The organism is Bacillus mycoides, from assembly GCF_018742245.1.
Taxonomy (GTDB): Bacteria; Bacillota; Bacilli; order Bacillales; family Bacillaceae_G; genus Bacillus_A; species Bacillus_A cereus_U.
On record NZ_CP036132.1, the window covers coordinates 2,492,621 to 2,517,257 of the forward strand.

Genomic DNA, 24,637 nt, shown 5'->3' on the forward strand with positions numbered 1-24,637 from the left:
CAATTTGGATCTAAAACAGAACAACTTATTGTTTCTAAGCAGTTTCTTAATCGATCTTTCAATTCTAGATGTTCTTTTTCACCATAAATACAAGATATAACTCTATTCAAAACAGTACATCTTTATTTCAACAATAATAAGCGATATATTTCCTCACCGTCGTATACATTTCCTAATGGTTTAAAACCATAATATTTATATAGTTTTTTTGCAGAAATATTATCTTTATGGACAGTTAATCTAATTTCCTCACACTCTTTAAAGTTATTTTTTATTAAGTTAATGATTTCCTTTAATGCTGCTTTTCCATATCCTTTTCCTTGCTCTTTTTCATCAACGATAAATCCGTTAATCCAATACATGTCTGTTGATTCTCGTACATAAGCGTGCATAATAAAACCAACTATAAGGTCGCCATCATATATAGCGAATGGAACATATTCGACATTTTCACCATCTGGTTTTATGTATACTTTAGCAAGTGATACTGCCACTGCCGGAACAAATTGCATTTGATTTTCTTTAACTTGTAATTTCAATGCGTCTTCCCAATTTTCTCTCGTAACAATTTTTAATTGGACGTTCACTATTTTAAGCTCCTTTAAAAAAGAATTTATCTTTTATATTCAACGGAGTGAAATGATTCCCTTTTTCGACATCACCTTATAGCATTATTTTTATAAAGTCTCGAATAAATTCTTTTTCATCTAATTCTAATGCTATTTATTATAGATATTTTCCGCTCTCGATTTGTTTATAATTATCTTTTTTAAATGTTAAATGAGTAATTATAACCCCTAATATAGTAATTACCCCTCCAACTATCGAAACAAAAGTTGGCACCCATATCCAAGCAATAAAACATGCAGTTACTGGTGTTAAATATAGAGAACTCGTTGCTTCAGAAGCCCCAGCATGAGATGTAATATATGGAAGTACTGTCGGGAACACACCTAAATATATAATACTCAAAGTAACTTCTATATGACTATGGATCAAGTTCTTTATCTCAAAGAGTTGCTGTAGAATGGTTAATCAAAGGTTTTTATGAGGAGCACGTAGCAAACGTAAGGATTCACCTAAAAGAGCGGAGACGAATAATGATACAAGCCTTAAATAAGTATTGTGCAGATATTGCCACGTGGGATATTCTTAGCGGCGGATTTTTTATATGGCTAAGGGTGATACCTAACATCCCGATGAAAAAACTGTTTTCAGAAGCATTATCAAAGGGAATTCTTTTAAATCCGGGACGAATTTATGAAGAGAAATCAGATCAGTACATTCGTTTATCGTATGGCTATGCTTCCGCTGAACAATTTACTCAAGGTATTTATATATTAAGTCGAATTAATGATGTTATTCAACTTTTCTCCTATACTGCAATACTATAAAAATAAAAAAGGAGGAATTATTATGAGCATTTTCAATATCCTTTTGACCATTCACATATTATTTGGAACCATATGTTTAATTACGGGAATTGTAGCGATGCTTGCTCAAAAAAAGAAAGGAAAACATACAGAATGGGGAGAAATATATCATGCATCCTATGTTGTAATAACTCTTACTGCAATTATATTGTCCATTATAAACTGGGATAAAATCGCATATTTATTTTATGTAGCAATTTTCTCTTATTCATTTGCGATTTATGGCTATCTTGCAGGAAAAAAGCGTTGGAAAAATTGGATTCATCACCATATTAGAGGTATGTTAGGCTCCTATATCGGTGCCGTTACCGCACTTTTAGTAAACATCGGAATTCATATTCCCATTATTAATTTACTGCCGCCTATATGGTTTTGGTTTTTACCGACGTTAATCGGTATTCCTCTCGTAGTCAGTGTATCAAAAAAATATAAAAAACAAAGGAAAAATTAATTGCATTTTGGTTAATTTCTAATTTATTTTGATATTCTATGTAGTGAATTGAATATTTTGTTTTTGCACTAAGGACATGGAATGGGAGAAAAATAAAAGGAATCCAATGAGCTTGGATTCCTTTTATTCCTGTTTCTTTAAGGCATAAGTGTATCCAAACGATCTGGATAATTAGTAAACATCCCGTCGACGCCCCAAGAAAGTAACTTTTTCATATCTTTTTCATTATCTACTGTAAATGGATGAATTTCTAATCCGTATTTCTTTATTTTTTTAACATAGGCTTCATCAATATATTTGTAATTCATACCAAGGCCAATGCAGTATGCTTTATAATTCTCTAATTCTAAATTTGTTAATTGCACTGCTTGTTTATATGATAATAATTGCACTAAAGGTATATTAGCATTTAAACTATGAACCTTTCGCAAACTTTCTTCACTAAATGATTGAATTATAACTTTATCATTTATTTGGAAGTGATTCATAATCGCTAGTAATTTTTCTTCCATACCTGGATATTCATCTGGCGATTTTGTTTCAATATAATAGTTAGCATCACATCCAAACGTTACAATAATTTCTTCTAATGTGAGCACTTCAGCATTTTCAAATTCTTTCTTTGCTAAATTTGGGTATTTTTCATTGAAAAAAGAACCTGCATTAAGGTGCTTTATTTCTTCTAATGAATGTTCTTTAACTAACCCAGTACCGTTTGTTGTACGATTTAATGTTTCATCATGCATAGCTACTAAATGTCCGTCTTTTGTCATTTGGAGATCAATTTCTATGTAATCTCCCTTCAATTGTTGTCCTAATTTATAAGCCGCTATTGTATGTTCAGGTGCATATGCAGAAGCACCTCTATGTGCAATGTTTTTAATATGATTTGATTGATGTATTGCTTTTGTATATTTTTGTTCATTTACTTGATGAAAAACAAAAATGCTTATTACGATGAAGAAACAAATGATAGTAATTATAGATGTTTTTTTCATAACGGTATGTTAACTCCTATATTTAAAACAATTTGACTTGGATGATTTACTCAAATAAATGCCGATTTTCAAAAACAGTCATTTGTCCTACAGCTTGAAAGCCGGATTTTTTATAAATATTTATTCCATTAGGTGAAGCTTGTAATACGCAATAAGTATTTTTTAGTTGTTTAGCTTCTTGCAGTAAGAAATTAAACATAGTAGAGCCGAATCCTTGTCCTCTCATTTCTTCTTTAGTCGCAATATCATAAATACCGAAACTATCTTTCGTACATACTAAAGAGCCAACAGATACTACCTCACCTTTATAAAGACCTAAGTATAGTTTCATGTCATCGCTATTCCATAAATCTAAAGAAGAAATTTGATTATAGTATGATTGAACATTAGAGCCTTCCGCTGATGTACCGAATAAAGCCGCTAATGTTTCGCCAAATTTTTGTATTTGTACCGGCGAAGTTGCTTTTTGTATTGTAAAACCTGCTGGTATGTCTATTGTAGGAAGAATTGTTTGTAAATCTGCAAACATTGCAATATTATTTTCTGCTTCTATTAATCTAAGTTTTAGTAACTCGTTCTTAAGTGTATTCTCTCGCTTTGCATCCCAACACCAAACACTCATGGGGAACCCTTTTTGATTAAAGTGTTCTATCTCCGCACATAATTCCTCGTTTCCTTCCGTTAAGTTGTTGTTTAATAAAGTAATAATATTAAATGTATCTGTAGGTAAACCACAGTTAACGGCAATATAATCCTGCGTTTTCTTTACACTCATCCCTTGCACATGACGAGCAATATATGAAGTCTTGTATATAAAATTATCTATAAGTACCTTTTGATAATTCATCAATTATGCTCCTTTTTAAAAATAGTAATTAAATAACACCTATATTAAATATAACATATAAGAAATTTCACTTAATTAATGATATTCCCCTTTTTAACCCCTTTATATCACACAATGTGGCATAATAAGAATTAAAAATGATATAACATTGTCGGAATGAAAAAAGTGGTATATAATAAATATTAACATTACTAGTAATTATTTTAGGTATTCCTAGAATAAAGGAGCGATACATATGAAAATTACTATTTATTTCGGAAGTCATGAAGATCAAGATGTTCGTACTATGGACTGTCATTTAGATGTAGAAGATACAGAAGAGATTGTATCTGTATCTTAATATAAATAATGGGATGAAACCTCTTCCCTGCAACGTTTAAGGCACCTTTTATAGGTGTCTTTTTTATTGTTTTTTCGTCAAAAACCCTTTACTTTAGTGCGTTTTAATAGTAAAATATAAATATACGAACAAATGTTCTTTTTAATTTATTTGTACATGAAGGGATGATTTTAACAATGGCTCCAGCGAAGCGCAGAGGAAGAAAAAAGCAAACACCTATTATTTCAAATACAGGCTTTATTGGCTCTGTCTTTATTGATACATTGGAGTTACAAAAGAAATCCTATTATTTCGCTCGTAAAAAACTTCAAATTGTTCATCACGTACTAGATGGTCTATCTGGAGCAATGAGTGCATTATTTAAAGAACATAATATCTCTGCATATATGTCATGTGTGTATTTACATAAACAAAAGAAAATTGGTTTTGTTCTTTCAACAAAACTGTTTGAACAAAGTGATGGCGTTGCTTACTTTATAAATTATTTAATTGAAAAGAATTTTTACGGTGACGAGGAAGTAGAATATCAAGAAGTGTTTAATACAGGTTTTATTGGTGTAGTATTCGCGGATTTATCTAGTATAGATCGCTTTAATTTTGAGTTTGAAATGGGTATGTTAACGAAATTAATGAAAGATATGATTATTCCGGTTAAAGAGCTCTTTTTACGCCACAATGTACCGGCTTACATCTCCACTTCTCATTTAGAGGAGCAAAATAAATTGGGTTTCGTTCTATCTGTAAAGCCATATGATGAACGTGCAGAAGCAGATTTATATTTTGAAACATACTTAAAAGAACGAGGGTTATTTATTGGTGATGAAGAAGATGATATTGATAAGATTGTTATTAGAAAAACAGCTGAATTACGATAAAAAGCACAGGATGATACCCTGTGCTTTTTAAACATTTAAAAATATTATTTAATTACGTTCAACACTATAATCTTTTGAATGAATTTCTAAGTTCAACTTATTTGAATAAGCCTTATTCAAAATAAGAAATACTATCCCTCCTGTAATTGGAAGCGTGTAAGCAGGGATATAATTTAATAATAATCCTGATAATGCCAATGCTATTGGCTGCATCATTTTACCTATACTTAATCCAATACTGAGTACCCTCCCCCTATATTCATCAGGAATCTCTTTTTGCATGAAATAAGTTAAAGGAATATCAATTAGTGCTATCATTATTCCTAAAAAGAACATAATAAGGCAATACATAGCAACGTATATAAAATTATCCACTTCAATACTTTTGAATAAAACTGGAATTCCTGAAATTATCATAAAAATTGCCAACATAAAACTTGATTTTTTCAAAAGATAGGAATAAGAAAAACGATCAGTTATCTTTTTTACTAATATTGCACCAACTATCATTCCTACTGGAAAAGTCCCATGAATCATGCCAAATTGCTTCGAACTAAGATTGAGAACTGTGTTTATTATGTATGGTAGTGGGACGATTACAGCAAAACCTAGGAAGAAATTAAGTGCAGTTAAAATACTAAACGTATTCTTTAAGCTTTCCCTTTCAATTAAGTAAGAAAACCCTTCTTTTATATCTTTAATAAAATTAATTTCTCTTTTTGAACATCCACCATTTATGCTGTACTCGAACAATTTAAAGTGAATAAACAATATGGATATGCCCGAAAGAATAAATGAAATACCATTTATAATTATAAAAGTTTTTATATCTAATACAGCAAAAACGATGCCCCCTAACATAGGACCGAGAATTAAAGATACAGAATCGATAATTTTACTTATAGAGTTAATACTCATTAATCTCTCTTTAGACACGATATTTGGTTTTGCTGCTTCTAACCCTATTCCAAAGAATGTTGTAAATACCGACATAAGAAAGGTAATAGCATAAATAATGAATAAGTTTAATCCATAATTGCTGCTTACTATATAAGTAACAATTAATAAACTTCCACTTAGTAAATCCATGCAAACGACCAGTTTCTTTTTATCAACTTTATCTGCAATTACACCGGCAAATGGATTCATAACAATCATTGGAATCGTTCCTAAAATGAGTGTAATTGCGAAATTTAATGCTGATCCGGTTATTTGTAAAACATATAATCCTAATGCGAAACTATAAATAGAGCTACCAAATATTGATATTGTTTTCCCAATTACATAGAGACAAATATTTTTTAGTTCTTGGTTGCTTTTTTCATTTTGTAACTGTATTCGTAAACTCTCCATAACTTTTCCCTCCCGCTTAACTTTGTATTACGTACAGTGTAAGTTCTCGGGTCAACCCAATATCAATATGCTAGTATTAAAAACTTTTTTAAAAAAAATTAAAAAAGATGGGGTTAACCCCATCTTTTTCCGAAAAATGAATATGTATATATCTCTTCTCCTTGAACAAAGAAATTTTCGTATTTTCCGCCTCGATTCATGTATTTTGAAGTTCTTTCATCTATAGAGCGAAATTGTAGTTTTTGAATTTCTTCTTTTACTGTTGAATACGTGAAGTTGTCTCTTAATCTAGTTATAATTTGGCTATTTATGCTGAAATTTTTAAATAAAATAAATGAACTTAATAAATAACAATCAGGTTTTAAAAGGGAATTTAATGCATACAATAAAAATTTTTCATGCTCAAAACTGTAATTACTTGTGCCAGACTGATCAATTACAATATCAACAAAATGATCCTGGATGGGAATGTTTAAAAAATCCGTACAGATGAAAAGGATGTTTCTTTTCGGGTTTCTTTTCTCTAATACATCTTTTAAAAATAGAAGTTTATTCAAATCTCGATCAACAGCAATATATAAGCAATATATAAGCAATCTTCTGGCAGCTCTTCATAAATATTTCGTAAAAAGAATCCAAAACCCGATCCTATATCAAGCAGTACCTTGTCATTTAAATCTAGTTGTTTTAATTTCTTTTTCGCCCATTCTCCTGCTCTATGTATATTCTCCAAATAAGAAGAATCAGTTTCATGGATATAATCTGAAATAGGATCTTCAAAAGAAGCCCTGTCAGACGTTTCAAACGATTTACCTGCTGTTAAAATCCCTGAAGTAATAACATACTCTTCGCCGCAATTACAAGTTAATTTTCCCTCCATAATTTGATTGCTATTAATAATTCCATCTTGAAGAATTAAATTTCCGCTACACTTAAAACATGTAAGAAAGTTAAGTACTCTTAAATCTATCCCTAAAATTGAATTAGAAATCTCAGTTGTTATAGATAAATCATTTAACGCTGCCTTTAATTTATCTCTTCTTTCCTCTAAAATTTGTATTTCTTGTTCAATCTTTTCATACTTCAATTTAAATAAAGATTGGTAAAAAGTATCTTTTTCGTAATTCATAGATTTTGCTAAACTTTTATAAAGAAAAAGTTCTTTAATTTCATTCAAACTAAATCCTAGCCATTTGTATTCTAATATAAGCTCTATATCTTTTTGACAATACTCATCAAAAAAATAATGGCCACCCTTCTTTTCAGGGATAATTAGTCCGAGATCCATATAATGTCTAATCGTATCTATACTTAAATTATTTTTTTCTCCAAATTTACCGATTTTCATAATATCACTACCAATATATATTATTTATTCACTTTATAGTTCTATATTATTATTGAAAATCCATTTATTTTAAAGAAAATATACTACTGTAAGTACAACTTATTTTTATATTGTATGGAGATATCATTCTTAATATAAAAAATAGGTTCTTATCGTTAAAGTTAATGGGTAGTACTCAATATAAATAATTTCAAAATAAACATTTATTCTATTACAATTGTTCGAAATCTCAGCTCAATTCGTATATCATTTAATATTTTAATATAGTTATTACAATTTCATTTGAGTTATGGTATATTAAAATTTGCATTTATAAAATCTTACATAACAAGGAGAATTTAAGTGGATAATTTATTATTAAAGAACGATTTATCATCAGAACAATTGGCACTTGTAAACTCAGAATTTGAAAAAAATAAAAAATCAAAAGGGCTTGCTTACTTAATTTGGTTTTTCCTAGGAGGGCTTGGAGGTCATCGCTATTATGCACGTGATTTCGGTATGGCTATCGCAATGACTTTAACACTGGGTGGGCTTGGTATTTGGGCTTTAATCGATGTATTCTTTATTGGAAGTCGTATTGGTAAGAAAAATGAAGAGTTAGAACGTGATATTATTTTAAAAGTAAAAACTATGACTTCATCTACTCGCGTATCTTAATAAAAAAAACCTCCAATTGGAGGTTTTTTTATTAATAACTTATTGCTATTGTTCCTTCACCTGCATGAACAGCAAATGAAATTGGCAATGGATAAAGCTTGAAATCCATTTCAGGGAATGCTTGTTTAATATCTGAAATCCATTCTTCAGCTCCATCTTTATCGTTAGCATAGAACATATGAAGTACTTTTGGTAATTCTTTTTCAAGCTCATTTTTAATGTAGTCTCTACATTTTTGGATTTTACGCACTTTCTTTTCAAGTAAAAGTTCTCCGCCTTTTACTTCTAAGATTAAGTTAACACTTAATAAACTTCCAAGTAAAAATTGAACTCCCTTTACACGACCACTTGCATATAAACCTTTTAAGCTTTTTGGAAATACATAAAAAGGCCTTCTTTTTTCATCTACTAATGTTTTATGTATATCTTGTAAAGTCATACCATCATTGTATAACGTTTTAGCTTTTCTCAAAAGTTCATCCATTGGATAACTTGTCGTTTCACTATCTAATACAGTTAAAGGGAAACCTGCCATATCAGCAGCTAGCTTCATATTTTGATAAGTCCCACTTACTTTTCCGCTAATAGCAACTGCAAAGCCTTCTTCATATTCTTCTTTGCATTTAGTAAATAATTCTACCATTTCCCCTATGTTAGGTTGCGAAGTAGTAACTGTTCTTCCATCATTTAACGCTTCATAAAGACGTTTATGAACTCCTTCTTCACAATCCTTATAAGACACTCCATCAATAATAACTTCAATTGGGATAACAAAGTTATCACCATCTGTTGTAAAACTCGCAGTTGTACTATCAGTAAACCAAGCAACACGCTTCATGTTGTTCCTCCCTTATTCTGTTCCTCTTTTCTGACTTTTCTATATATTTATCTTACGAAAAGAGAATATCCCCTGTAATAGTAACAGGACTTTATTATTTTGGCTATAGTAGATGTATAATAAATGTGAATGTTTTTTGTCTATTTATCAAAAAAAAAAGAAAACCACAAATTTTCCCGGTCTTCTTTTAATATTACATTACTTAAATGTTTCGTTATCTAAAATAACAACATAATCATTCGTCATTCGCCCCGCTTCTTTCGTATAACTGACAAGCCGCTGGATGTTATCACAGCAAATTTTTGCTCCCCATACGAGTAACGGTACACCAATAAAATCAATATGAAATCTTCTAGAAAACAAACCGCCTAAAGTCATTGGCAATGGAACTGTTGGTGATGTATTAGAAAAAATAATCTTATCATTGTTTTGATAATGTTTTTGCAGAATCTCTCCTAAATGCTTCATGGCAGGTACAACGACCTTTGATGCCCCGCATCCAATTGTATATACAGGATTCCCATATTCATCTTGTCCATGAAAAATAATTTTCCCCATATCTTCTGTTTTCAATTTATTAAAATACTCCACATTTAAAATTTCTTCTTTCGTTAACTTCCGATCAGTTGGTAATTTATTTAAATGATAAGCTGCAGCTAGCGAGGTTGTATGCGTTCCGCCGAAATCTGTGTAAATGAATATCATATTATCATCCCTTGTTGTAAAAGTTCAATATTATTTAGTATTACCGTTCACAGCGTTGTTAAACAAGGGACGAATGTATTTACGCTGTTTGTGTTAATTCATTATATTTTTTCCAAATATAATAGCGTCTACTAATTACGGTACCTAATGTGATACATAAAAAGGCATTCGTTACAACCATTAATGTGTGGTGAGTACTGCCAGGAAACATACTTTGCTTAATCAAAACCTTTGCACCTAAAATAACAAGGAGAATAATTGTACTTAACCAATTTCCTTTTCGTAATACATGACCTGTTTCACTATCTAATCGAAATGTTAAAGCTTTTCCTCTAATAACTCCAAGACCCAATCCAATTCCGAGCATTGCAACGAATAATAGTACGTGCAATATATTTAATTGTCCCATATGAATAATGGACTGGATTGTTACAAAGCACAGCAAAGCCGGAATGAGCCAAATACGATTAATATTCACTTTGTATTCCTTACCTTGCATTAATACAATTATAAGAATAACAAGTAGAATAACAAATAGAATATCCATGTAGAGTCCTCCTATATATTTGTTTACCTTTGAAAATTATATTCGCCTCTGTTCATACCATACTTGAAATACGATAGCTACTTTAATTTGTAAAATACGGAATGTGATTTCCCATCAGCTTTAAGCATTATTTATAAAAGTAAAAAGACGTACTTTCTACTCGTACGTCTTTAGTAGCTTTATTAGTACATTCCTAAACTGGTTTAAACTTTTATTTATCAATAAATTCTACACCTTTAGAGTTAGTTTTATCTAATACTTGAATGTTAAATGTAGCAGCTAATTTTAAAGTGATTTTATAAATGGAATATCCAATTATAGAACCTAGAACGTTACAGATTACATCATCAATATCGGTAATACGTCCCCCTCCACTAACTAATGACTCGATTAATTGTAACAATTCTATACTAACCGATATGATAAAACCTAATAAAATAGTATTTTTAACTTTTTTGAATTTATTCCATATAAGTGGTGCTAAAAACCCTAAAGGCATTAATAATAAAACATTCCCGCCTACATTTCTTACGATTAGACCAATCATAAATAGGACATCACCATCATAAGCACTCCCTATTTGACCGATATCGTTAATAATTGATGCAAAAGGAATAATATTGACTAACCGATTAAGATTTTCAACACTAGAAGGAAACCCGATTGGTAAAGGGAATAAGGTTACTGCAACAACCATACAAATGTATACTGCAAATAGAAAACTAATTAATTCTTTCCACCAATTCACATGCTTTTTATTTTTGAACCCAATTAATATACTTCGGACAAATAAATAACAGATAACCCCAAAAATAATAAATAAACTACCGTTAATCATATGCAAATCGCTAACACATCCCTTTATCTTAATTATTCTATAGGACTTTTCGCAGGATGGTTTTGTCCTACGGAATAATGCATCTTTATATTATTGTAAATTCATTAAAGAGAAACCTTCATTTGCGGGATTTTCATATTTTTCTTTCCCTCTAAGTACATTGTCATAATATGCTGTATCTAAAAAGGATAACGAACGGCAACGTACCCAGCCTATTTCGTCTTCTTTTTTATATGCTCTAATTTTTATATCCATGTAATTAAAAAACTCCTTCTATTTCTACCATGAATTTTTCGGGTCCTGCCCCTTTATTTGATGGGATAACTAATGTAATTCCTAAGTCCGGGTATACGGCCGAGCGGAAACTCACGCCTGGATCATATCCCATTACATGATATTTAAAAATATTTCCTTGTCTTTTCTCAATCCATATTCCATAGCCGTAAGACTGGCTATTATTCACCAAAATATGAGGAGTTAAAAGTAACTTCGTATATTCGTGGCTTAATATTTCGTTGTTAAATAGAGCTTCCCAAAATTTCACCATGTCTGGTGCAGTAATATAAGCACCACCATCAGAACCTCCTTTTATGGGTATAGAGTATGCATTTGTTCTCCATTTTTGACTATTTACATCCTTTATATATCCGAGAGCTGTATGTTTTGGTAAATTATCTAAAGAAAAATAGCCTGAATCATTCATGCCAACTGGAACGAATATGTTTCTTTCTATATATTCCGTAAATTCAAGTCCTGTCTGCTGTTCTATAATTAATCCAAGTATAATAAAACCTGCATTGTTATAGTAAAACTTACTTCCTGGTGCAAACATCATATTACTGTTTTGGAATAATGGTAAAAAGTCTTTTAAACTTTTTAAAAGATACATAGGGGTTTGTTTCCAAAGATCTTCAAAGTTATCCATGATACTTTCATCAAAATAATCTGGAATACCCGAACTATGCGTTAAAAGTTGATGTACTGTAATATCTTCATTAAAGTTTGGGAATTTAATATGTAGACAATCTTTTAACTTTGTATGAAAAGTAATTACACCTCTTTCAACAAGTTGACAGATACTGATAGCAGTGAATAATTTACATCCTGAGGCAATTCCAAATCTTGTTTGTAGTGTATTGTTTATACATTCACTTCGGTTAGCATATCCAAATGAATTTTCATAGATAATATCATCATCTTTTTTTATTAAGACTCCCCCAGAAAAATCTATATTCTGATGTATTTCTTTTGCAATTTTCTCTATTTGATCTTTTGTTTTTATCATAATAACCACCCTTGTTTATCAGTATTGTTCTTTCCCCTTATTATTTTTCCATATATAGGGGAAAGAAACCTCCTATTCACCCCCCCTTAAGTTTTAAATAAAAACCAAGGGAACTATTTCGATTTTATTGATTCAGCGGAATATACCTTAGACTGCGATGGCAATAAAGTAAACACGCATAATAGGATAGTAATAAGTAGCATTACCAATACTCCTACAATGACTACAATTTGTATAGAAGTGAATTGAGTTGCAATGCCGAACAGAATCGTTATAAAAATTGTTAACACAGCTATAACGAGCTCGTATATACTCCCGATTCGTCCCATCATATGAACCGGAACGTTATTTTGATAAAATGTGTAAAATCCTGTATTTGCATATGCCATAGAGAAAGATAGAATAAAGAATCCGATAGCAGCTATTAAAAACTCACTTGAAAAAGCATAAATCAAATATCCGATTGCAATGAATAATGATCCTATCCCAATTAGAAATGAAGGTGCTAATTTTTTTGATGAAATTGTATTTGTTATGGCTCCTAAAATAAAACCCGCTCCAGCGATACTAACTAAAAAGCCATATTCACTATCTGTTAACAATAAAACTTCTTTCGCAAATGATAGTTCAAGAGAGTCATTCGCGGTAGCTAATACCATCATCCCCTGGAATAAGAAGTACACACATACGACATACAAAGATTTTTTGCTAAAATTAAAGACTATGTTCCAATCTTTTTTTAGTACAGTTAGAGATAACTTATCACTTGATGTATTAGAATCGTATTTTTTATCAAGATTAGGTAAAGGTAATGTAATTAACCCTGATAACAGAAATGCTATAGCATTCATATATATTGCAAACTCTGGTGTGCCAATTATTAATAATATCCCCGCTACCGCTGGACCAATTAAAAATGCACCAGATCCGATTAAACTACGTAGTGAGTTGAAACGTTGTCTTTGCTCTACTGGAATTAATTTCGTCATATATGTCATAGCAGTTGGTTCATAAATCGCACTGGCCATGCTTATAAAAAATACTAATAGGTAGACAATCCAAAGGGATGGAAGCAAGGGTAAAATGGCTATAAATACTGCTCGATATATATCGAGGTGAATCATTAACTTCCGTTTGTTTAAACGATCTATCATACTTCCTGACCAAGCGTTTGTAAATAAAGCAGCTAATGGTTTAATCACATATAAAGCAGCAACCGCTAAAGCTGAGCCGCCCATATTATAGACAAGTACATTAAGTGCTATTAAGTAAATCCATGCACCTAAATTTGCAATACCGACTCCGGACAGTAGTAATAAAGGATATTTCCAATCTTTAAGTAATTTTTTCACTTTAGGCACCCGCTTTCTAAATTGTTTTAAACCAATAAAAAAATCCCACCCCCAAGACTTAAAGTCTTAGGGACGAGATTTATCATCGCGGTGCCACCCTAGTTTGTTAATATGTCGCCATATTAACCTTATCAGGTACTGCATAAAGCTTATACCGTAGCTCTATAACGGGAGCTCCCGTCACACCATCCCCTTATTAAAGGTTCCGATGTGCTGCTCAGAGGCTTGATTCAATAAAGAATTTTTGCTCCTTTTCAGCTAAATGGAGCTCTCTGTGAAAAATTCATTTTATTTACTCTTCTCATCATCGCATGTAATTTTATCCATATTATCATATAGGTTTTATATTGTAAATAATTAAAAAGAATAATCAGTTTTTTAAGAAAGTGAAGATCCTTTATAATTTTGTAACTTGATTTTTTATTTATTAAAAAAATACGGTGCGTGAAATTGCTTGTAACTCTAACAAAAAGAGCCTATTATACTATAGGCTCTTACAAATTCGATATTAATTTGTACTCGCTTCTGCTAATGGTTCTAGAGGCGGTTCCAAATCTAGTTTTAAAGCATCACCTTCTTGTATATATTGTCCCTTTTCAATGCTTTGACTCGTTACATACCCTGTACCTGTTGTTTTTAAATCTAATTTCAACAACTTAGAGAAATACATAACATCACGCATTGACCAACCTTTTAGGTTAGGCATTTTCACATTATTTCCCACTAGAAATATGCGATCTCCTTCACTCATTACCTCGCCAGTTTGTGGATATTGTTTTATTATCTTTCCTTCTCCTAATAATACCGGCTGAAGTTTCGCTTTTTCTGCAATATTTTTCACCGTATCCATCGTTTGATTTACATAATTTTGTACTTTTATTTCAGATTGCTTTGTTGCATCTACCATTTGTTTTTCTGTATATGGTTTCACTTTTAAATATTCTAGACTATTTTTCATAACTGGTTTAAAAATTTCAGCAAGAGGCTGAGCGCCGTATTCATTCCCCTTTAATTTAGGTTGCTTAATGGCTAAATATACGACTAATTGCGGATCATCAATTGGAGCCATTCCTAAGAATGAAAAAATATAATTATCTTTCCCTTCCATATATCGTCCATTTTCAGGATTCGGAATTTGCGCTGTCCCTGTTTTACCACCAATCGGATAACCATCAATTTTATACATCGTTCCCGTTCCTTTAGATGATGTTATAACACGTTCCATTAAGTTCCTTACCTTATCTGCAGTTTCTTTTTTAATCGGATTCCCTATTTCTTTAGGTTGATTTTCCATAATAACTTGCTTATTTGTTGGATTTACAACCTTATCAACAATATAAGGTTGCATCATTTTCCCGTCATTTGCTATAGCTGTGGCCGCTTGTACGATTTGAATAGGAGTTACAGTTGAGCCTTGGCCGAAAGAAGTAGTAACTTGTTGAATTTGAGTATTTAACAATAATGTATTTTTACTTTCTCCAGGCAAATCTATCCCTGTTTTTTGATTGAAACCAAATTTATTCATATATTGCTTGAATTTATTTGGTTTCAGTAACTGGTCTTCTAAAATAGAAAAAGCAACGTTAGATGACCGTTCAAACCCTTCATCAAATGTAATTGAGCCCCATCCATATCCGCCATTATGATCTTTAATTTCTGCTGAACCAACTGTGTATTTTCCTGATTGGAAATATTCTTTCCCGTTATATACACCTTCATTAATTGCAGCAGCTAATGTAAAAACTTTCATTGTAGACCCTGGTTCGAATGCGTTCGCAATTGGATCATTTAAAAAATATTCAATGTCTCCCTTATTAGGATTATAACTAGGCTTACTAGACATTGCTAAAACTTTACCTGTTTTTGGATCTGCAATGATTCCTACTAACATAGAAGGATCATAGTGTTGCTCCGCTTTGTTCATCGCGTCTTCTAAAAAACTATTAATTTGTTTATCAAGCGTAAGATATACGTTATTTCCATTTTTAGCAGGTTCTATTTTTCCTATATCATTTGTAAGTGGGATACCTCTTCGTGAACCTACATATTTTACATTTCCGTTTGTAGAGCGTAAATATTTATCCAAACTTTCTTCAAGCCCAAACTTCCCCTCCGCATTACCTTTATCGTCCGGTCTTGCAAAACCAAGTATATACGAGGCGAAATCTTCATTTGGGTATACTCTGGCTTTTTCTGTTGTAAACGATACACCTGGTATTTTCAAATTATTAATTTCTTCCTTCGCTTCTCTAGATAAGTTACGTCCAATTTTACCAATTTCAACTTGCGTACGTCCTTCATGAAAATTTTTCATGATCTCCTCTTTATCAACTTCAAGCGCATCTGCTAAACGTTGTGCAGTATCTTCTTTATCTTTTAATTTATCTTTTCCTTTTAAGTTTACAACGATGCGATATGTCGTTGAGTCTTGGACTAATACTTTACCGTTTTGATCATAAATTGTCCCGCGATTTGCCTCTAAAACTCCATTTTTGTTTTGTTGTTCATTCGCAAGATCTTTTACATTAACATTATGCACGACTCCTACTGCTTGAATATAAAATATACGTAAAAGCATAGTAAGAAACAAAACAATAAAAGCAATCATCATATATCGAGCGCCTTTATTCGTTTGAAGTTTATGCATACTTATCTCCTTTCTTTTCCAATGTATTAATGCAAAGATACGCTACTAAATATGTTCTTTATTATATTAGATACTATCTTTTTCGAAGTTTTTTTACTAATTCCTCTATAACAATAAGAAAACCAGTTCTGTTGCTGTTTGTTTTTTATTTATTTTGTATTTTTTATTATAAAATACGGTAAGTGAAATTTAAGAATCTTCAAATAAAAAGAACCTACTTTTTGTAGGTTCTTACGATTAAGCTATATGATTATATTTCGCTAAAAAAGGAACTCGTTTTGCTACTAGTGCATACATTTTGAAAATTAAACTAGCTAACGGTTCAAGTATACGTGTGCTTTGTATTACTAATCCACTTGTAATAAATGTTAAGAACGCAGCCCCAAGTATATCTAGAGGATAATGAACACCTACGTACATGCGTGATACACCGACTAATATTGCCCATATAAGCGCGATATATTTAAGTTTTTCTCCTCTTAGAATAAATACGAAAGCAATCGAAAATACAAGTACAGAATGATCACTTACAAATGATGAATCTGCTGCATGCGGTACTAATTGATTGACATGATGTGTAATAAAAGGACGCGGATGATAATATACCGCATGTATAAGAACATTTACTAATAATGCAATACTAACTGAAAGTGTCGTGTATAACACCGTATATTGTTTTCGGATTGCATTTTCTTTCTTTCCATTATTGAACCATAGGATAAGCATAAATAGAATAGCTACATATGCAGCACTATTTGTAATAGCGATCATTAGCGTATCTAATAGCTTGGATGATCCAGCAAAATTATTAATCCATTGAAATACTGTGTAATTCATATTACTCTCTCCTTATTTTTTCTCATTGTACTTTAAATAAAGATACAAGTGTTCTTGATTTACACAGTATACAATATCAATATGAAAATGGGCTTAAACTTTTCTCATCTAATTCTCATTTTGCTACTATTCATTTGACAATGGTGTAACTATTTACACGAGCTAAATATGTATAAAGGTTGTAAACCATTTTAAATAGTATGGTGAACACTCTATGCATGGATATAATACATAACATATTCATTCAAATATATTAGTTACGAAATCATATTCTTATTCCATACGAAGGGCAATATTACCGAATTGTTCTCCTTGCTGCATTCGATTTAAAGCTTGAATTGCTTCTTCTAATGGATATACTTTATCAATGATTGGTTTAATATTATGTTCCTCTATAAAATGAATCATCTCATTAAATTCCTCACTGCTCCCCATTGATGTTCCCATAATATCGATTTGATTATAAAATAATGCTCGTAACGGTAATTCAATTTTATCTCCTGAACTTGCACCAAAATTAACAATTCTTCCGTTTGGTTTTAATACATCAAAATATTTCAAGAAAGTCGCCGGACCTATACTATCTATAATTAAATCTACTTTTTCTCCATGTAAGCACTCTTCCCAAATACCAGAACTATTAAATGAAAAGTCTGCGCCATAGTTTTCTGCAGTCTTTCTTTTACTCTCTATCCTTGAAGTAACACTTACCTTTGCTCCAATTGCTTTAGCAAATAACATAGCATAAGTAGCTACACCACCGCCAATTCCCGGAATTAGGACATGTTCTTCAGATTTTAATCTACCTTTTGTAAAAAGCGCTCTATATGCAGTTAATGCCGATAAAGATAACACACCAGATTCTTCCCACGTAAGATAGGATGGCTTTTTCACTACATTTTCAGCTGGCACAATAACATATTCGGCAAACGTTCCATCGGCTGGTCCGCCTAGTACTTCAGGTAACTCTGGTATTTCATGAGTGTTATTCCATCCAATACTAGGATTTATAATAACCTCTGTATGTAGTGCGATATTTGAAACACCGTCTCCTAATTCCGTAACAATACCTGCACCATCTGATCCTAGAATTAAAGGTAATTCCATTTCTTTTCTATTATTCATTATAAATAAATCACGATGATTTAAACCTGCTGCTTTTAATCTCACTTTAACTTCCCCAACATTAGGTGTTATCTCAGGTGATAATTTATATTTTAAACCTTCTATTCCATTTTTATGTTGATGTACAATAGCTTTCATTAATAATCCCCCTTTATATTATTAATGTATCGAAAATATCGAAATAAATAAATTTTTTTGATTATTAAACATTAAAAAAAGAGGAAATACATCTCATGTATTCCTCCTTTTAAATAACCCTTACAAAAAGAATTTTCCACCTTCAACTATCAATGGGTAGCATAAGGAAATGTAATCGTAACAACTGTTCCTTCATTTTCTTTACTCTCTAATTGAATAGTTCCGTTATATTTTTCTACAAGCCGTTTTGCAATAGATAGACCTAGCCCATTGCCACCTTGTTTTCGACTTCTCGCTTTATCGACTCTATAAAAACGGTTAAGAACAAATGATAAATCCGATTCAGGTATTCCCGTTCCATGATCTATTATGCGAATATTAATTTTCCCCGACTGTATACTTGATTCAATACAAATATACTTATTAGCTTCTTTTGTATATTTCACTGCATTATCCATTACAATAATACTAATTTGTTCTAAGTAAGATGGTGGTATTGAAACATACGCTTCATCTGCATCTAATTTCATATCAAATTGAACGTCAGGTTGCAGTACTGTAAAGTTTTGTGTAACTTGTTTTAATACGCTATTAACATGGACTCGTTCGGCTGCTATTGGATGCATCTGGTCTGATTCAGCTCTTGATAGCTCTAGCAATTCTGAAACTAATTTATTTAATCGATCTACTTCTTTTAGACTGGATTGAAGAGATTTATCCAATAATGCTGAATCATTTTTCCCCCATCGATTCAGCATTGATAAGTGCCCTTGAATAATTGTTAATGGTGTTCTTAATTCATGTGATGCGTCTTCTACAAACTGTTTTTGCTGTGTAAAAGAAGTTTCTACTTCATCCATCATTTCATTAAAAAGAATCGATAATTTTGCGAGTTCATCATTATTTTCTCGTACTGGAACTCTTTCATTTAGTCCGTTTTTCTTAATACGCTTCATCGTATCCGTTATGCTTTGGACACTTGATAAAAGCTTTTTCGTTATAAGTATCCCGCCTAAAAAACTAAGCACTAATCCACATATCCCTGCAAAGACCATTACCACTAAGATAATTTTTAATAAATGATCAAATGTCTCTAAGTTTTTCGTAAGTTCAATAGTTCCCGTGAATTTTTTTGTTTGAATTGGTATGCGCTCAACTAATATTCGATCTTCTATATGTCTTTTTATAAATGCTTCATCTTGTGTAACATTTTTTGGTTCTATCCACGATTCATTAAAATCTCGCGAAACAGTAACAATGGGTTTTCCATCATTTCCGATAATACGAATCATTTGATGTTTATCAATCATGTTGTTAAGAAATTCATTACTGTTTTCAAATGTTTTGCTCGAGAGCGTATCATTTTTATCTTGAAAATATGCCGCTATTTCTGTCACTTGTCTATTTATTTGTTTCTGTTCATAATCTATAGTCCACTTATTAATTACAACAAATTGTAACGCGCTATATAAAATAAACAAAATGAATACTAGTGTAGTGGACCAAAGTGTTAATTTCCACTTTATAGGCAAATTTCTAATTCGGTACATAATGTTTTTTATCATTTCATTATATATCCAGCACCGCGGACTGTTTGGATATACTCCTCCTTATCTAAACTATGCAACTTATTACGTAGATAACGAACATATACATCGACTATATTTGTCTCAACCATTGCATCATATCCCCATACTTGGTCCAGTAAAATATCACGGGTAAGAACTCGATTAATATTTTTCATAAACATAAGCAGTAGCTCGAATTCTTTATTTGTAAGTTCAATTTCTTCATTTCCTTTAGTTATAGTTCGAGATTCAATCTGAAGCTGTAGATCTTTAAACGAAAGAAATGATGCGTGCTTTTGCTCTGTATTTTCTTCTCTCCTAAAAATCACTCTCATACGTGCTAAAAGTTCTTCAATCGCAAACGGTTTTGGAAGATAATCATCAGCTCCACTATCTAACCCTGTCACACGGTCCATAATACTATCACGAGCAGTCAACATGATAATAGGTGTACTTTTAGTTGCTCTTAGTCGACGACATACTTCCAGTCCGTTTAATCCTGGTAACATTAAATCAAGTAATATGAGATCGTAATTCTTTTCAAGTGCTGCTTCTAATCCCTTTCTTCCATCAAGTTGTATATCTACTATATATCCTTCATACTTTAATTCTAATTCTAAAAAATCTGCTAAGCTTTCCTCATCTTCAATAATTAGTATATGTTGCAACGATACTTCCTCCTATACGATTAAATGAATAAGTAATCCTATTCCGAATAAAACCGCAATGAATTGATGTACTTTTCGATACATCTTCAATTTTGTTTTCTGATTAGATTTCTGTAAACCAAATCCTGCAACCCCTAATGCTATTAAGGTTAAAAGAGAAAATATACCACTGTATATTAGTATTATATGACGACTTCCTTTTATTAAAAAGTAAACACCGTGAGTAGCCGCAACAGCTATTATAGTGTAACCAATTAGTATGTGAAACCGTTTTATAAAAAGATATAGCTCTTTAATTATTTTAAATCCGTGCATGTTTTTCTTCTTTAAAAATAACCATATATGACGTAAGAACCATGATGATACAGCTAGAATTGCCCCATATTCACCGAAAGAACCTAATTTCTTATTTAACCATTGTACATTTAATACATTCCCGTACGTAACATTAATAAATAGCACTTCCACACTACAAATAATAATAGTAATACCTATTATTTTAACGTACATATGAAAATATTTATTTCTTAGTATCTTCTCCATTTTATTTAATCCCCTTTTGACTCAAAAGCTCTATAATCAGCAGTGTATCAAGTAAAAGAGAGAATAACATGAGAGAAAGATTAAAATAAAATGAGAATCTGCAAATTACTTATATTTTGTTTATATCCTTTTTGGCCAATTCTAATATGTTGCAAATAAACGGTGCTTTTGCATTTGTATATGAAACACGATCAAAAGGATATGTAGCAGCAAGTTTCTCTTTTAATTTTCTATATTCTTCACGTGCCCACTCATGATTTTTTAGAAATTCTCGAAATAATAGGTTGTTCTTCCATTCCACACTATTATAAATATAAACATGCAAATGATGACTACCCGCTCTCCATTTCCCTTTTCTAAAAAAACGCCAATTAGGTGTTTCTTTTGGAACATATTCATAGCCAATTTCCGCTAGGGGTTCCCTCCAATTTTCGGTAATTTGTAAATTTGTTACGCCGATCATCATATCAATAAGAGGTTTAGCCCCTAATCCTTCTACGGCTGTGCTTCCTATATGTTCAATAGCAATAATTTCTTCATTTAGTAACGGCACAATTTTATTTTTTTCATTTAAAAACTCTGTATGCCAATAATGTTCGTACGGTTTAATTAAGATTTTCCCATCCATTTTCTTTCCTCCTTATAACTATACATCATTATATTTATAAAATTTAATTGTATTAACATAGGGATTTTACAAAATATGTCGAATATTATAATAGACAACTTAATTATACTAAATATGAGGTGAATCATGAAAGATATTCCAGTTGAAATTCAATTAAATACTGTCACATTCCAACTAAAAAAACATCATAATTTTGATTGGCTTACGAAACTAGGAACAGTATTTGCAGTTTTTGACCAACAAGATTCCGGTAATATAAGTTTCGGTGTTGAAAAGAATGGGAAAAAGAAGTTTATTAAATACGCAGGGGCACAAACACTCGCATATAATGCTTCTACAAATGAAGCTATAAAAAGATTAAAAAACTCAGTTACTATATACAATGAATTAAAACACGTTTCTCTTATAAATTTAATTGATCACTACCCTTTACAACATGGATATGTTTTAATTTTTGATTGGTTTGACGGTGAATGTCTTCACCCGCACTGGAGTTTCCCACCCCCAGCAAAATACAATGATCCTAATTCACCATTTTATAAATATAAGAAATTATCCGTTAAAGACAGACTGATTTCATTAAATTCTATTTTTAATTTCCATACTTACGTTGAACACAAACACTATGTAGCTATTGATTTTTATGACGGTAGTATTTTATACAACTTTAAAACTAATGAAACAAAAATTTGTGATATTGATTTATACAGTAACACACCGTATGTAAATAAGATGGGGCGACTGTGGGGATCATCTCGTTTTATGTCACCTGAAGAGTTTCAACTTAACTCTATAATAGATGGAAAAACAAACGTATTTAATATGGGGGCTATAGCTTTTGCACTTTTAGGTGGCGGGCAAGATCGTTCCTTTATAAAATGGGAAGCTGGCGAAGGGTTATATGAAGTAGCATACCGTGCTGTAAATGAAAATCGTAGTAAGCGCTATGCGTCAATGGAAGAGTTTAATAATGCATGGTTAAAAGTCTATAACACTGAAAAGTTATAAAAACTACATACATTATAAAAGTACATGTAAAACTTGTACTTTTATAATGTATAATACATATGGGATTGAAATTCAGGATAACGGGGCATGTATTATGAACTTTGTTTATATTAATCAAAATGTTTTAAATAATCTTCTTTATATTTTAAGCAGTATATTTATTTTTTATTTTATTTATGATAGTGGGTACTTCGGGAAGAAATATAAAAAACTACTTATCATTCTTTGTACGAGTATCCCACTAATTTTATGTATGCGGTATCCCATCTATATGGATGAAAATTATATTCACGATTTAAGACAAATCCCCTTTTTAATTGGTACACTTTATGGTGGATTTCCTGTCGGTATTGCATTACTCATGATTTTATTAATAATACGTTTTATGTTTTATGGTTTTAGCCTGTTAACAATCATTGTTTATGGAACGATGTTAATAATTACAGCATTCGCATCATCAAAATTTAATACATACAATAGGAAAATAAAAGTAGCTTCATCTATGTTTTTAACTTTTTTCCTTGCAATATTTACAACAGTAATTGTTTTAACTCTATCAGATTTTGAAGTGAATAATTTGTACATTATTTATTTCATTCTATTACCAACTATTTTAATATTATTTATGGTCTATTTTAATGAGGTTTTAAAAGATGCAATATTCATGCGATCAAAATTAATAAAAGTTGAAAAAATGGAGATTGTCAGCCAACTCGCTGCAAGTATTTCACATGAAGTAAGGAATCCATTGACTGTTGTAAAAGGATTTACACAACTTTTAAAAACACCCAATATAACTCAACAATCCAAAGATGAGTATATTGACCATATTCTTGAAGAGTTAAATCGTGCACAAGCAATTATTGATGATTACTTAACTTTTGCCAAACCGGCTTCAGAAAGACTAGATCATATTTCAGTGGGGCACGAGTTAAATCGAGTTATTAATATGATGTTGCCTTTTTCTAACATGAATACTATTAATATTACAAAAGAGTTCTCCGGTGGAACAATTATTGGTAATACACAGCACTTCCATCAATGTTTTTTAAACTTAATTAAAAACAGTATTGAAGCAATGCCGAATGGCGGTGATCTTATTATTTCTGCATCTGTTAGTAATAATAAGGTCATAATAAGGATTCAAGATAGTGGAATTGGAATGTCTCAAGAGCAAATCAATCGATTTGGCGAACCGTATTTTAGTACAAAAACGAAAGGTACTGGTTTAGGTACGATGGTTGCTGTAAAAATTATCGAAACGATGCGAGGCACATTGAAAATCCGAAGTGTTATAAATAAAGGAACTACTTTAACTATCACATTACCTAAATACAGTAATGAAGAGATTTCGTATAATAAATGAAAAAGGAGCTATTAAGCTCCTTTTTCATTTATTTCGATACAAAAAGTATCTGCTATGTTTTTTAAAGTTTACATTTTGTAGAGATTAATTAGAAATTAGTAACCTTAGCTCCAACAGCTACATCCAACAATAATTAATAAAATAAATAACACAACTAATAATGCGAAACCTCCACCAAAACCACAAGAACCGCCGAAACTCATATTTTTCCCTCCTTTTGGTTTGAAAACTAATAGGTA

At 31.2% G+C, this 24,637-nt stretch carries 24 protein-coding genes, 3 pseudogenes and 1 other annotated feature; of the genes and pseudogenes, 6 read left to right on the plus strand and 21 right to left on the minus strand.

Features of this window, described 5'->3' with window-relative positions; genetic code table 11:
- Positions 1–122: 122 nt before the first annotated feature.
- Both EXW56_RS12620 and EXW56_RS12625 read right to left on the minus strand, forming a co-directional pair.
- Complete coding sequence (locus EXW56_RS12620) at positions 123–587, minus strand: GNAT family N-acetyltransferase (RefSeq protein ID WP_002161616.1); 465 nt, start codon at positions 585–587, stop codon at positions 123–125.
- Positions 588–726: 139 nt separating this feature from the next.
- Positions 727–984: pseudogene (locus tag EXW56_RS12625) on the minus strand (EamA family transporter); the annotation flags it as partial.
- A 2-nt stretch (positions 985–986) separates the two neighbouring features.
- Here EXW56_RS12625 and EXW56_RS12630 point away from each other — a divergent pair.
- Both EXW56_RS12630 and EXW56_RS12635 read left to right on the plus strand, forming a co-directional pair.
- A pseudogene (locus EXW56_RS12630) lies at positions 987–1,394 on the plus strand (aminotransferase class I/II-fold pyridoxal phosphate-dependent enzyme); the annotation flags it as partial.
- Positions 1,395–1,416: 22 nt separating this feature from the next.
- On the plus strand, positions 1,417–1,884 hold the full coding sequence (locus EXW56_RS12635) for a DUF2306 domain-containing protein (protein WP_002161613.1): 468 nt from the start codon (positions 1,417–1,419) through the stop codon (positions 1,882–1,884).
- Between the two features lie 137 nt (positions 1,885–2,021).
- Here EXW56_RS12635 and EXW56_RS12640 read toward each other — a convergent pair whose 3' ends face one another.
- Positions 2,022–2,882 carry a glycerophosphodiester phosphodiesterase gene (locus EXW56_RS12640; RefSeq protein WP_215558558.1) on the minus strand — a complete coding sequence of 287 codons (861 nt, stop codon included), beginning with the start codon at positions 2,880–2,882 and terminating at the stop codon, positions 2,022–2,024.
- Positions 2,883–2,928: 46 nt separating this feature from the next.
- Positions 2,929–3,729, minus strand: a complete 801-nt coding sequence (locus EXW56_RS12645; protein WP_215597549.1) for a GNAT family N-acetyltransferase — start codon at positions 3,727–3,729, stop codon at positions 2,929–2,931.
- A 516-nt stretch (positions 3,730–4,245) separates the two neighbouring features.
- Between EXW56_RS12645 and EXW56_RS12650 the strand changes: the two genes are divergently transcribed.
- Positions 4,246–4,944, plus strand: coding sequence for a hypothetical protein (locus tag EXW56_RS12650; RefSeq protein WP_215558560.1), 699 nt, complete (start codon positions 4,246–4,248; stop codon positions 4,942–4,944).
- Positions 4,945–4,992: 48 nt separating this feature from the next.
- Here the strand turns inward: EXW56_RS12650 and EXW56_RS12655 are convergent, their stop codons facing one another.
- Both EXW56_RS12655 and EXW56_RS12660 read right to left on the minus strand, forming a co-directional pair.
- Positions 4,993–6,297, minus strand: coding sequence for an MFS transporter (locus tag EXW56_RS12655; protein ID WP_215558561.1), 1,305 nt, complete (start codon positions 6,295–6,297; stop codon positions 4,993–4,995).
- Positions 6,298–6,410: 113 nt separating this feature from the next.
- Positions 6,411–7,645 (minus strand): annotated as a pseudogene (locus tag EXW56_RS12660) (MerR family transcriptional regulator).
- 342 nt (positions 7,646–7,987) lie between these two features.
- Between EXW56_RS12660 and EXW56_RS12665 the strand changes: the two are divergent.
- Positions 7,988–8,305: a TM2 domain-containing protein gene (locus tag EXW56_RS12665; RefSeq protein ID WP_002110175.1), complete on the plus strand. Its 318-nt coding sequence runs from the start codon at positions 7,988–7,990 to the stop codon at positions 8,303–8,305.
- Positions 8,306–8,336: 31 nt separating this feature from the next.
- Here the strand turns inward: EXW56_RS12665 and EXW56_RS12670 are convergent, their stop codons facing one another.
- The 14 genes from EXW56_RS12670 to EXW56_RS12735 all read right to left on the minus strand — a co-directional run bounded on the left by EXW56_RS12670 (position 8,337) and on the right by EXW56_RS12735 (position 22,024).
- Positions 8,337–9,143 (minus strand): DegV family protein, encoded by an 807-nt coding sequence (locus EXW56_RS12670; protein ID WP_002110177.1) that lies wholly within the window; start codon positions 9,141–9,143, stop codon positions 8,337–8,339.
- A 198-nt stretch (positions 9,144–9,341) separates the two neighbouring features.
- Positions 9,342–9,848 (minus strand): DUF3189 family protein, encoded by a 507-nt coding sequence (locus tag EXW56_RS12675; protein ID WP_002110178.1) that lies wholly within the window; start codon positions 9,846–9,848, stop codon positions 9,342–9,344.
- Positions 9,849–9,927: 79 nt separating this feature from the next.
- A complete protein-coding gene (locus tag EXW56_RS12680) occupies positions 9,928–10,395 on the minus strand; it encodes a DUF1453 family protein (RefSeq protein WP_131230168.1) in 468 nt (155 codons plus the stop codon).
- Positions 10,396–10,606: 211 nt separating this feature from the next.
- The gene (locus EXW56_RS12685; RefSeq protein ID WP_215558563.1) at positions 10,607–11,239 is read right to left on the minus strand and encodes a VanZ family protein; all 633 of its coding nucleotides are present in this window, start codon (positions 11,237–11,239) and stop codon (positions 10,607–10,609) included.
- An 84-nt stretch (positions 11,240–11,323) separates the two neighbouring features.
- Complete coding sequence (locus EXW56_RS12690; RefSeq protein ID WP_002161602.1) at positions 11,324–11,488, minus strand: hypothetical protein; 165 nt, start codon at positions 11,486–11,488, stop codon at positions 11,324–11,326.
- A 4-nt stretch (positions 11,489–11,492) separates the two neighbouring features.
- Complete coding sequence (locus tag EXW56_RS12695; protein ID WP_215558564.1) at positions 11,493–12,518, minus strand: serine hydrolase domain-containing protein; 1,026 nt, start codon at positions 12,516–12,518, stop codon at positions 11,493–11,495.
- Between the two features lie 113 nt (positions 12,519–12,631).
- The gene (locus EXW56_RS12700; protein WP_215597550.1) at positions 12,632–13,870 is read right to left on the minus strand and encodes an MFS transporter; all 1,239 of its coding nucleotides are present in this window, start codon (positions 13,868–13,870) and stop codon (positions 12,632–12,634) included.
- Between the two features lie 65 nt (positions 13,871–13,935).
- Positions 13,936–14,187, minus strand: a binding site (T-box leader).
- A 191-nt stretch (positions 14,188–14,378) separates the two neighbouring features.
- Positions 14,379–16,517, minus strand: coding sequence for a penicillin-binding protein (locus EXW56_RS12705; protein WP_215597551.1), 2,139 nt, complete (start codon positions 16,515–16,517; stop codon positions 14,379–14,381).
- 237 nt (positions 16,518–16,754) lie between these two features.
- Complete coding sequence (locus tag EXW56_RS12710; protein WP_002110185.1) at positions 16,755–17,354, minus strand: undecaprenyl-diphosphatase; 600 nt, start codon at positions 17,352–17,354, stop codon at positions 16,755–16,757.
- 273 nt (positions 17,355–17,627) lie between these two features.
- Positions 17,628–18,617 (minus strand): zinc-binding dehydrogenase, encoded by a 990-nt coding sequence (locus tag EXW56_RS12715; protein WP_215558566.1) that lies wholly within the window; start codon positions 18,615–18,617, stop codon positions 17,628–17,630.
- A 149-nt stretch (positions 18,618–18,766) separates the two neighbouring features.
- Positions 18,767–20,182: a HAMP domain-containing histidine kinase gene (locus EXW56_RS12720; protein ID WP_215597552.1), complete on the minus strand. Its 1,416-nt coding sequence runs from the start codon at positions 20,180–20,182 to the stop codon at positions 18,767–18,769.
- On the minus strand, positions 20,179–20,853 hold the full coding sequence (locus EXW56_RS12725; RefSeq protein ID WP_002141982.1) for a response regulator transcription factor: 675 nt from the start codon (positions 20,851–20,853) through the stop codon (positions 20,179–20,181). Before EXW56_RS12725 ends, EXW56_RS12720 begins: the two co-directional genes overlap by 4 nt.
- A gap of 12 nt (positions 20,854–20,865) precedes the next feature.
- Positions 20,866–21,396 (minus strand): hypothetical protein, encoded by a 531-nt coding sequence (locus EXW56_RS12730; RefSeq protein WP_215558568.1) that lies wholly within the window; start codon positions 21,394–21,396, stop codon positions 20,866–20,868.
- 109 nt (positions 21,397–21,505) lie between these two features.
- Positions 21,506–22,024 carry a GrpB family protein gene (locus tag EXW56_RS12735; RefSeq protein ID WP_215558569.1) on the minus strand — a complete coding sequence of 173 codons (519 nt, stop codon included), beginning with the start codon at positions 22,022–22,024 and terminating at the stop codon, positions 21,506–21,508.
- A gap of 126 nt (positions 22,025–22,150) precedes the next feature.
- On the opposite strand from EXW56_RS12735, the gene EXW56_RS12740 reads away from it, so the two are divergent.
- Together EXW56_RS12740 and EXW56_RS12745 are read left to right on the plus strand one after the other, a co-directional pair.
- Complete coding sequence (locus EXW56_RS12740; RefSeq protein WP_002200324.1) at positions 22,151–23,032, plus strand: protein kinase family protein; 882 nt, start codon at positions 22,151–22,153, stop codon at positions 23,030–23,032.
- 46 nt (positions 23,033–23,078) lie between these two features.
- Positions 23,079–24,398: a sensor histidine kinase gene (locus tag EXW56_RS12745; protein ID WP_215558570.1), complete on the plus strand. Its 1,320-nt coding sequence runs from the start codon at positions 23,079–23,081 to the stop codon at positions 24,396–24,398.
- A 104-nt stretch (positions 24,399–24,502) separates the two neighbouring features.
- Here the strand turns inward: EXW56_RS12745 and EXW56_RS12750 are convergent, their stop codons facing one another.
- Positions 24,503–24,601 carry a YjcZ family sporulation protein gene (locus tag EXW56_RS12750; protein WP_000007808.1) on the minus strand — a complete coding sequence of 33 codons (99 nt, stop codon included), beginning with the start codon at positions 24,599–24,601 and terminating at the stop codon, positions 24,503–24,505.
- Between the last annotated feature and the right edge of the window lie 36 nt (positions 24,602–24,637).

What these genes read in the sequence shown, in the direction of transcription:
- EXW56_RS12740 (WP_002200324.1), top strand. Translation starts at nt 22,151, where the DNA reads ATGAAAGATATTCCAGTTGAAATTCAATTAAATACTGTCACATTCCAA.
- EXW56_RS12745 (WP_215558570.1), top strand. Translation starts at nt 23,079, where the DNA reads ATGTATAATACATATGGGATTGAAATTCAGGATAACGGGGCATGTATT.
- EXW56_RS12655 (WP_215558561.1), bottom strand. Translation starts at nt 6,297, where the DNA reads ATGGAGAGTTTACGAATACAGTTACAAAATGAAAAAAGCAACCAAGAA.
- EXW56_RS12720 (WP_215597552.1), bottom strand. Translation starts at nt 20,182, where the DNA reads ATGATAAAAAACATTATGTACCGAATTAGAAATTTGCCTATAAAGTGG.
- EXW56_RS12635 (WP_002161613.1), top strand. Translation starts at nt 1,417, where the DNA reads ATGAGCATTTTCAATATCCTTTTGACCATTCACATATTATTTGGAACC.
- EXW56_RS12750 (WP_000007808.1), bottom strand. Translation starts at nt 24,601, where the DNA reads ATGAGTTTCGGCGGTTCTTGTGGTTTTGGTGGAGGTTTCGCATTATTA.
- EXW56_RS12715 (WP_215558566.1), bottom strand. Translation starts at nt 18,617, where the DNA reads ATGAAAGCTATTGTACATCAACATAAAAATGGAATAGAAGGTTTAAAA.
- EXW56_RS12680 (WP_131230168.1), bottom strand. Translation starts at nt 10,395, where the DNA reads ATGGATATTCTATTTGTTATTCTACTTGTTATTCTTATAATTGTATTA.
- EXW56_RS12705 (WP_215597551.1), bottom strand. Translation starts at nt 16,517, where the DNA reads ATGCATAAACTTCAAACGAATAAAGGCGCTCGATATATGATGATTGCT.
- EXW56_RS12690 (WP_002161602.1), bottom strand. Translation starts at nt 11,488, where the DNA reads ATGGATATAAAAATTAGAGCATATAAAAAAGAAGACGAAATAGGCTGG.
- EXW56_RS12730 (WP_215558568.1), bottom strand. Translation starts at nt 21,396, where the DNA reads ATGGAGAAGATACTAAGAAATAAATATTTTCATATGTACGTTAAAATA.
- EXW56_RS12645 (WP_215597549.1), bottom strand. Translation starts at nt 3,729, where the DNA reads ATGAATTATCAAAAGGTACTTATAGATAATTTTATATACAAGACTTCA.
- EXW56_RS12675 (WP_002110178.1), bottom strand. Translation starts at nt 9,848, where the DNA reads ATGATATTCATTTACACAGATTTCGGCGGAACGCATACAACCTCGCTA.
- EXW56_RS12710 (WP_002110185.1), bottom strand. Translation starts at nt 17,354, where the DNA reads ATGAATTACACAGTATTTCAATGGATTAATAATTTTGCTGGATCATCC.
- EXW56_RS12670 (WP_002110177.1), bottom strand. Translation starts at nt 9,143, where the DNA reads ATGAAGCGTGTTGCTTGGTTTACTGATAGTACAACTGCGAGTTTTACA.
- EXW56_RS12640 (WP_215558558.1), bottom strand. Translation starts at nt 2,882, where the DNA reads ATGAAAAAAACATCTATAATTACTATCATTTGTTTCTTCATCGTAATA.
- EXW56_RS12735 (WP_215558569.1), bottom strand. Translation starts at nt 22,024, where the DNA reads ATGGATGGGAAAATCTTAATTAAACCGTACGAACATTATTGGCATACA.
- EXW56_RS12650 (WP_215558560.1), top strand. Translation starts at nt 4,246, where the DNA reads ATGGCTCCAGCGAAGCGCAGAGGAAGAAAAAAGCAAACACCTATTATT.
- EXW56_RS12695 (WP_215558564.1), bottom strand. Translation starts at nt 12,518, where the DNA reads ATGATAAAAACAAAAGATCAAATAGAGAAAATTGCAAAAGAAATACAT.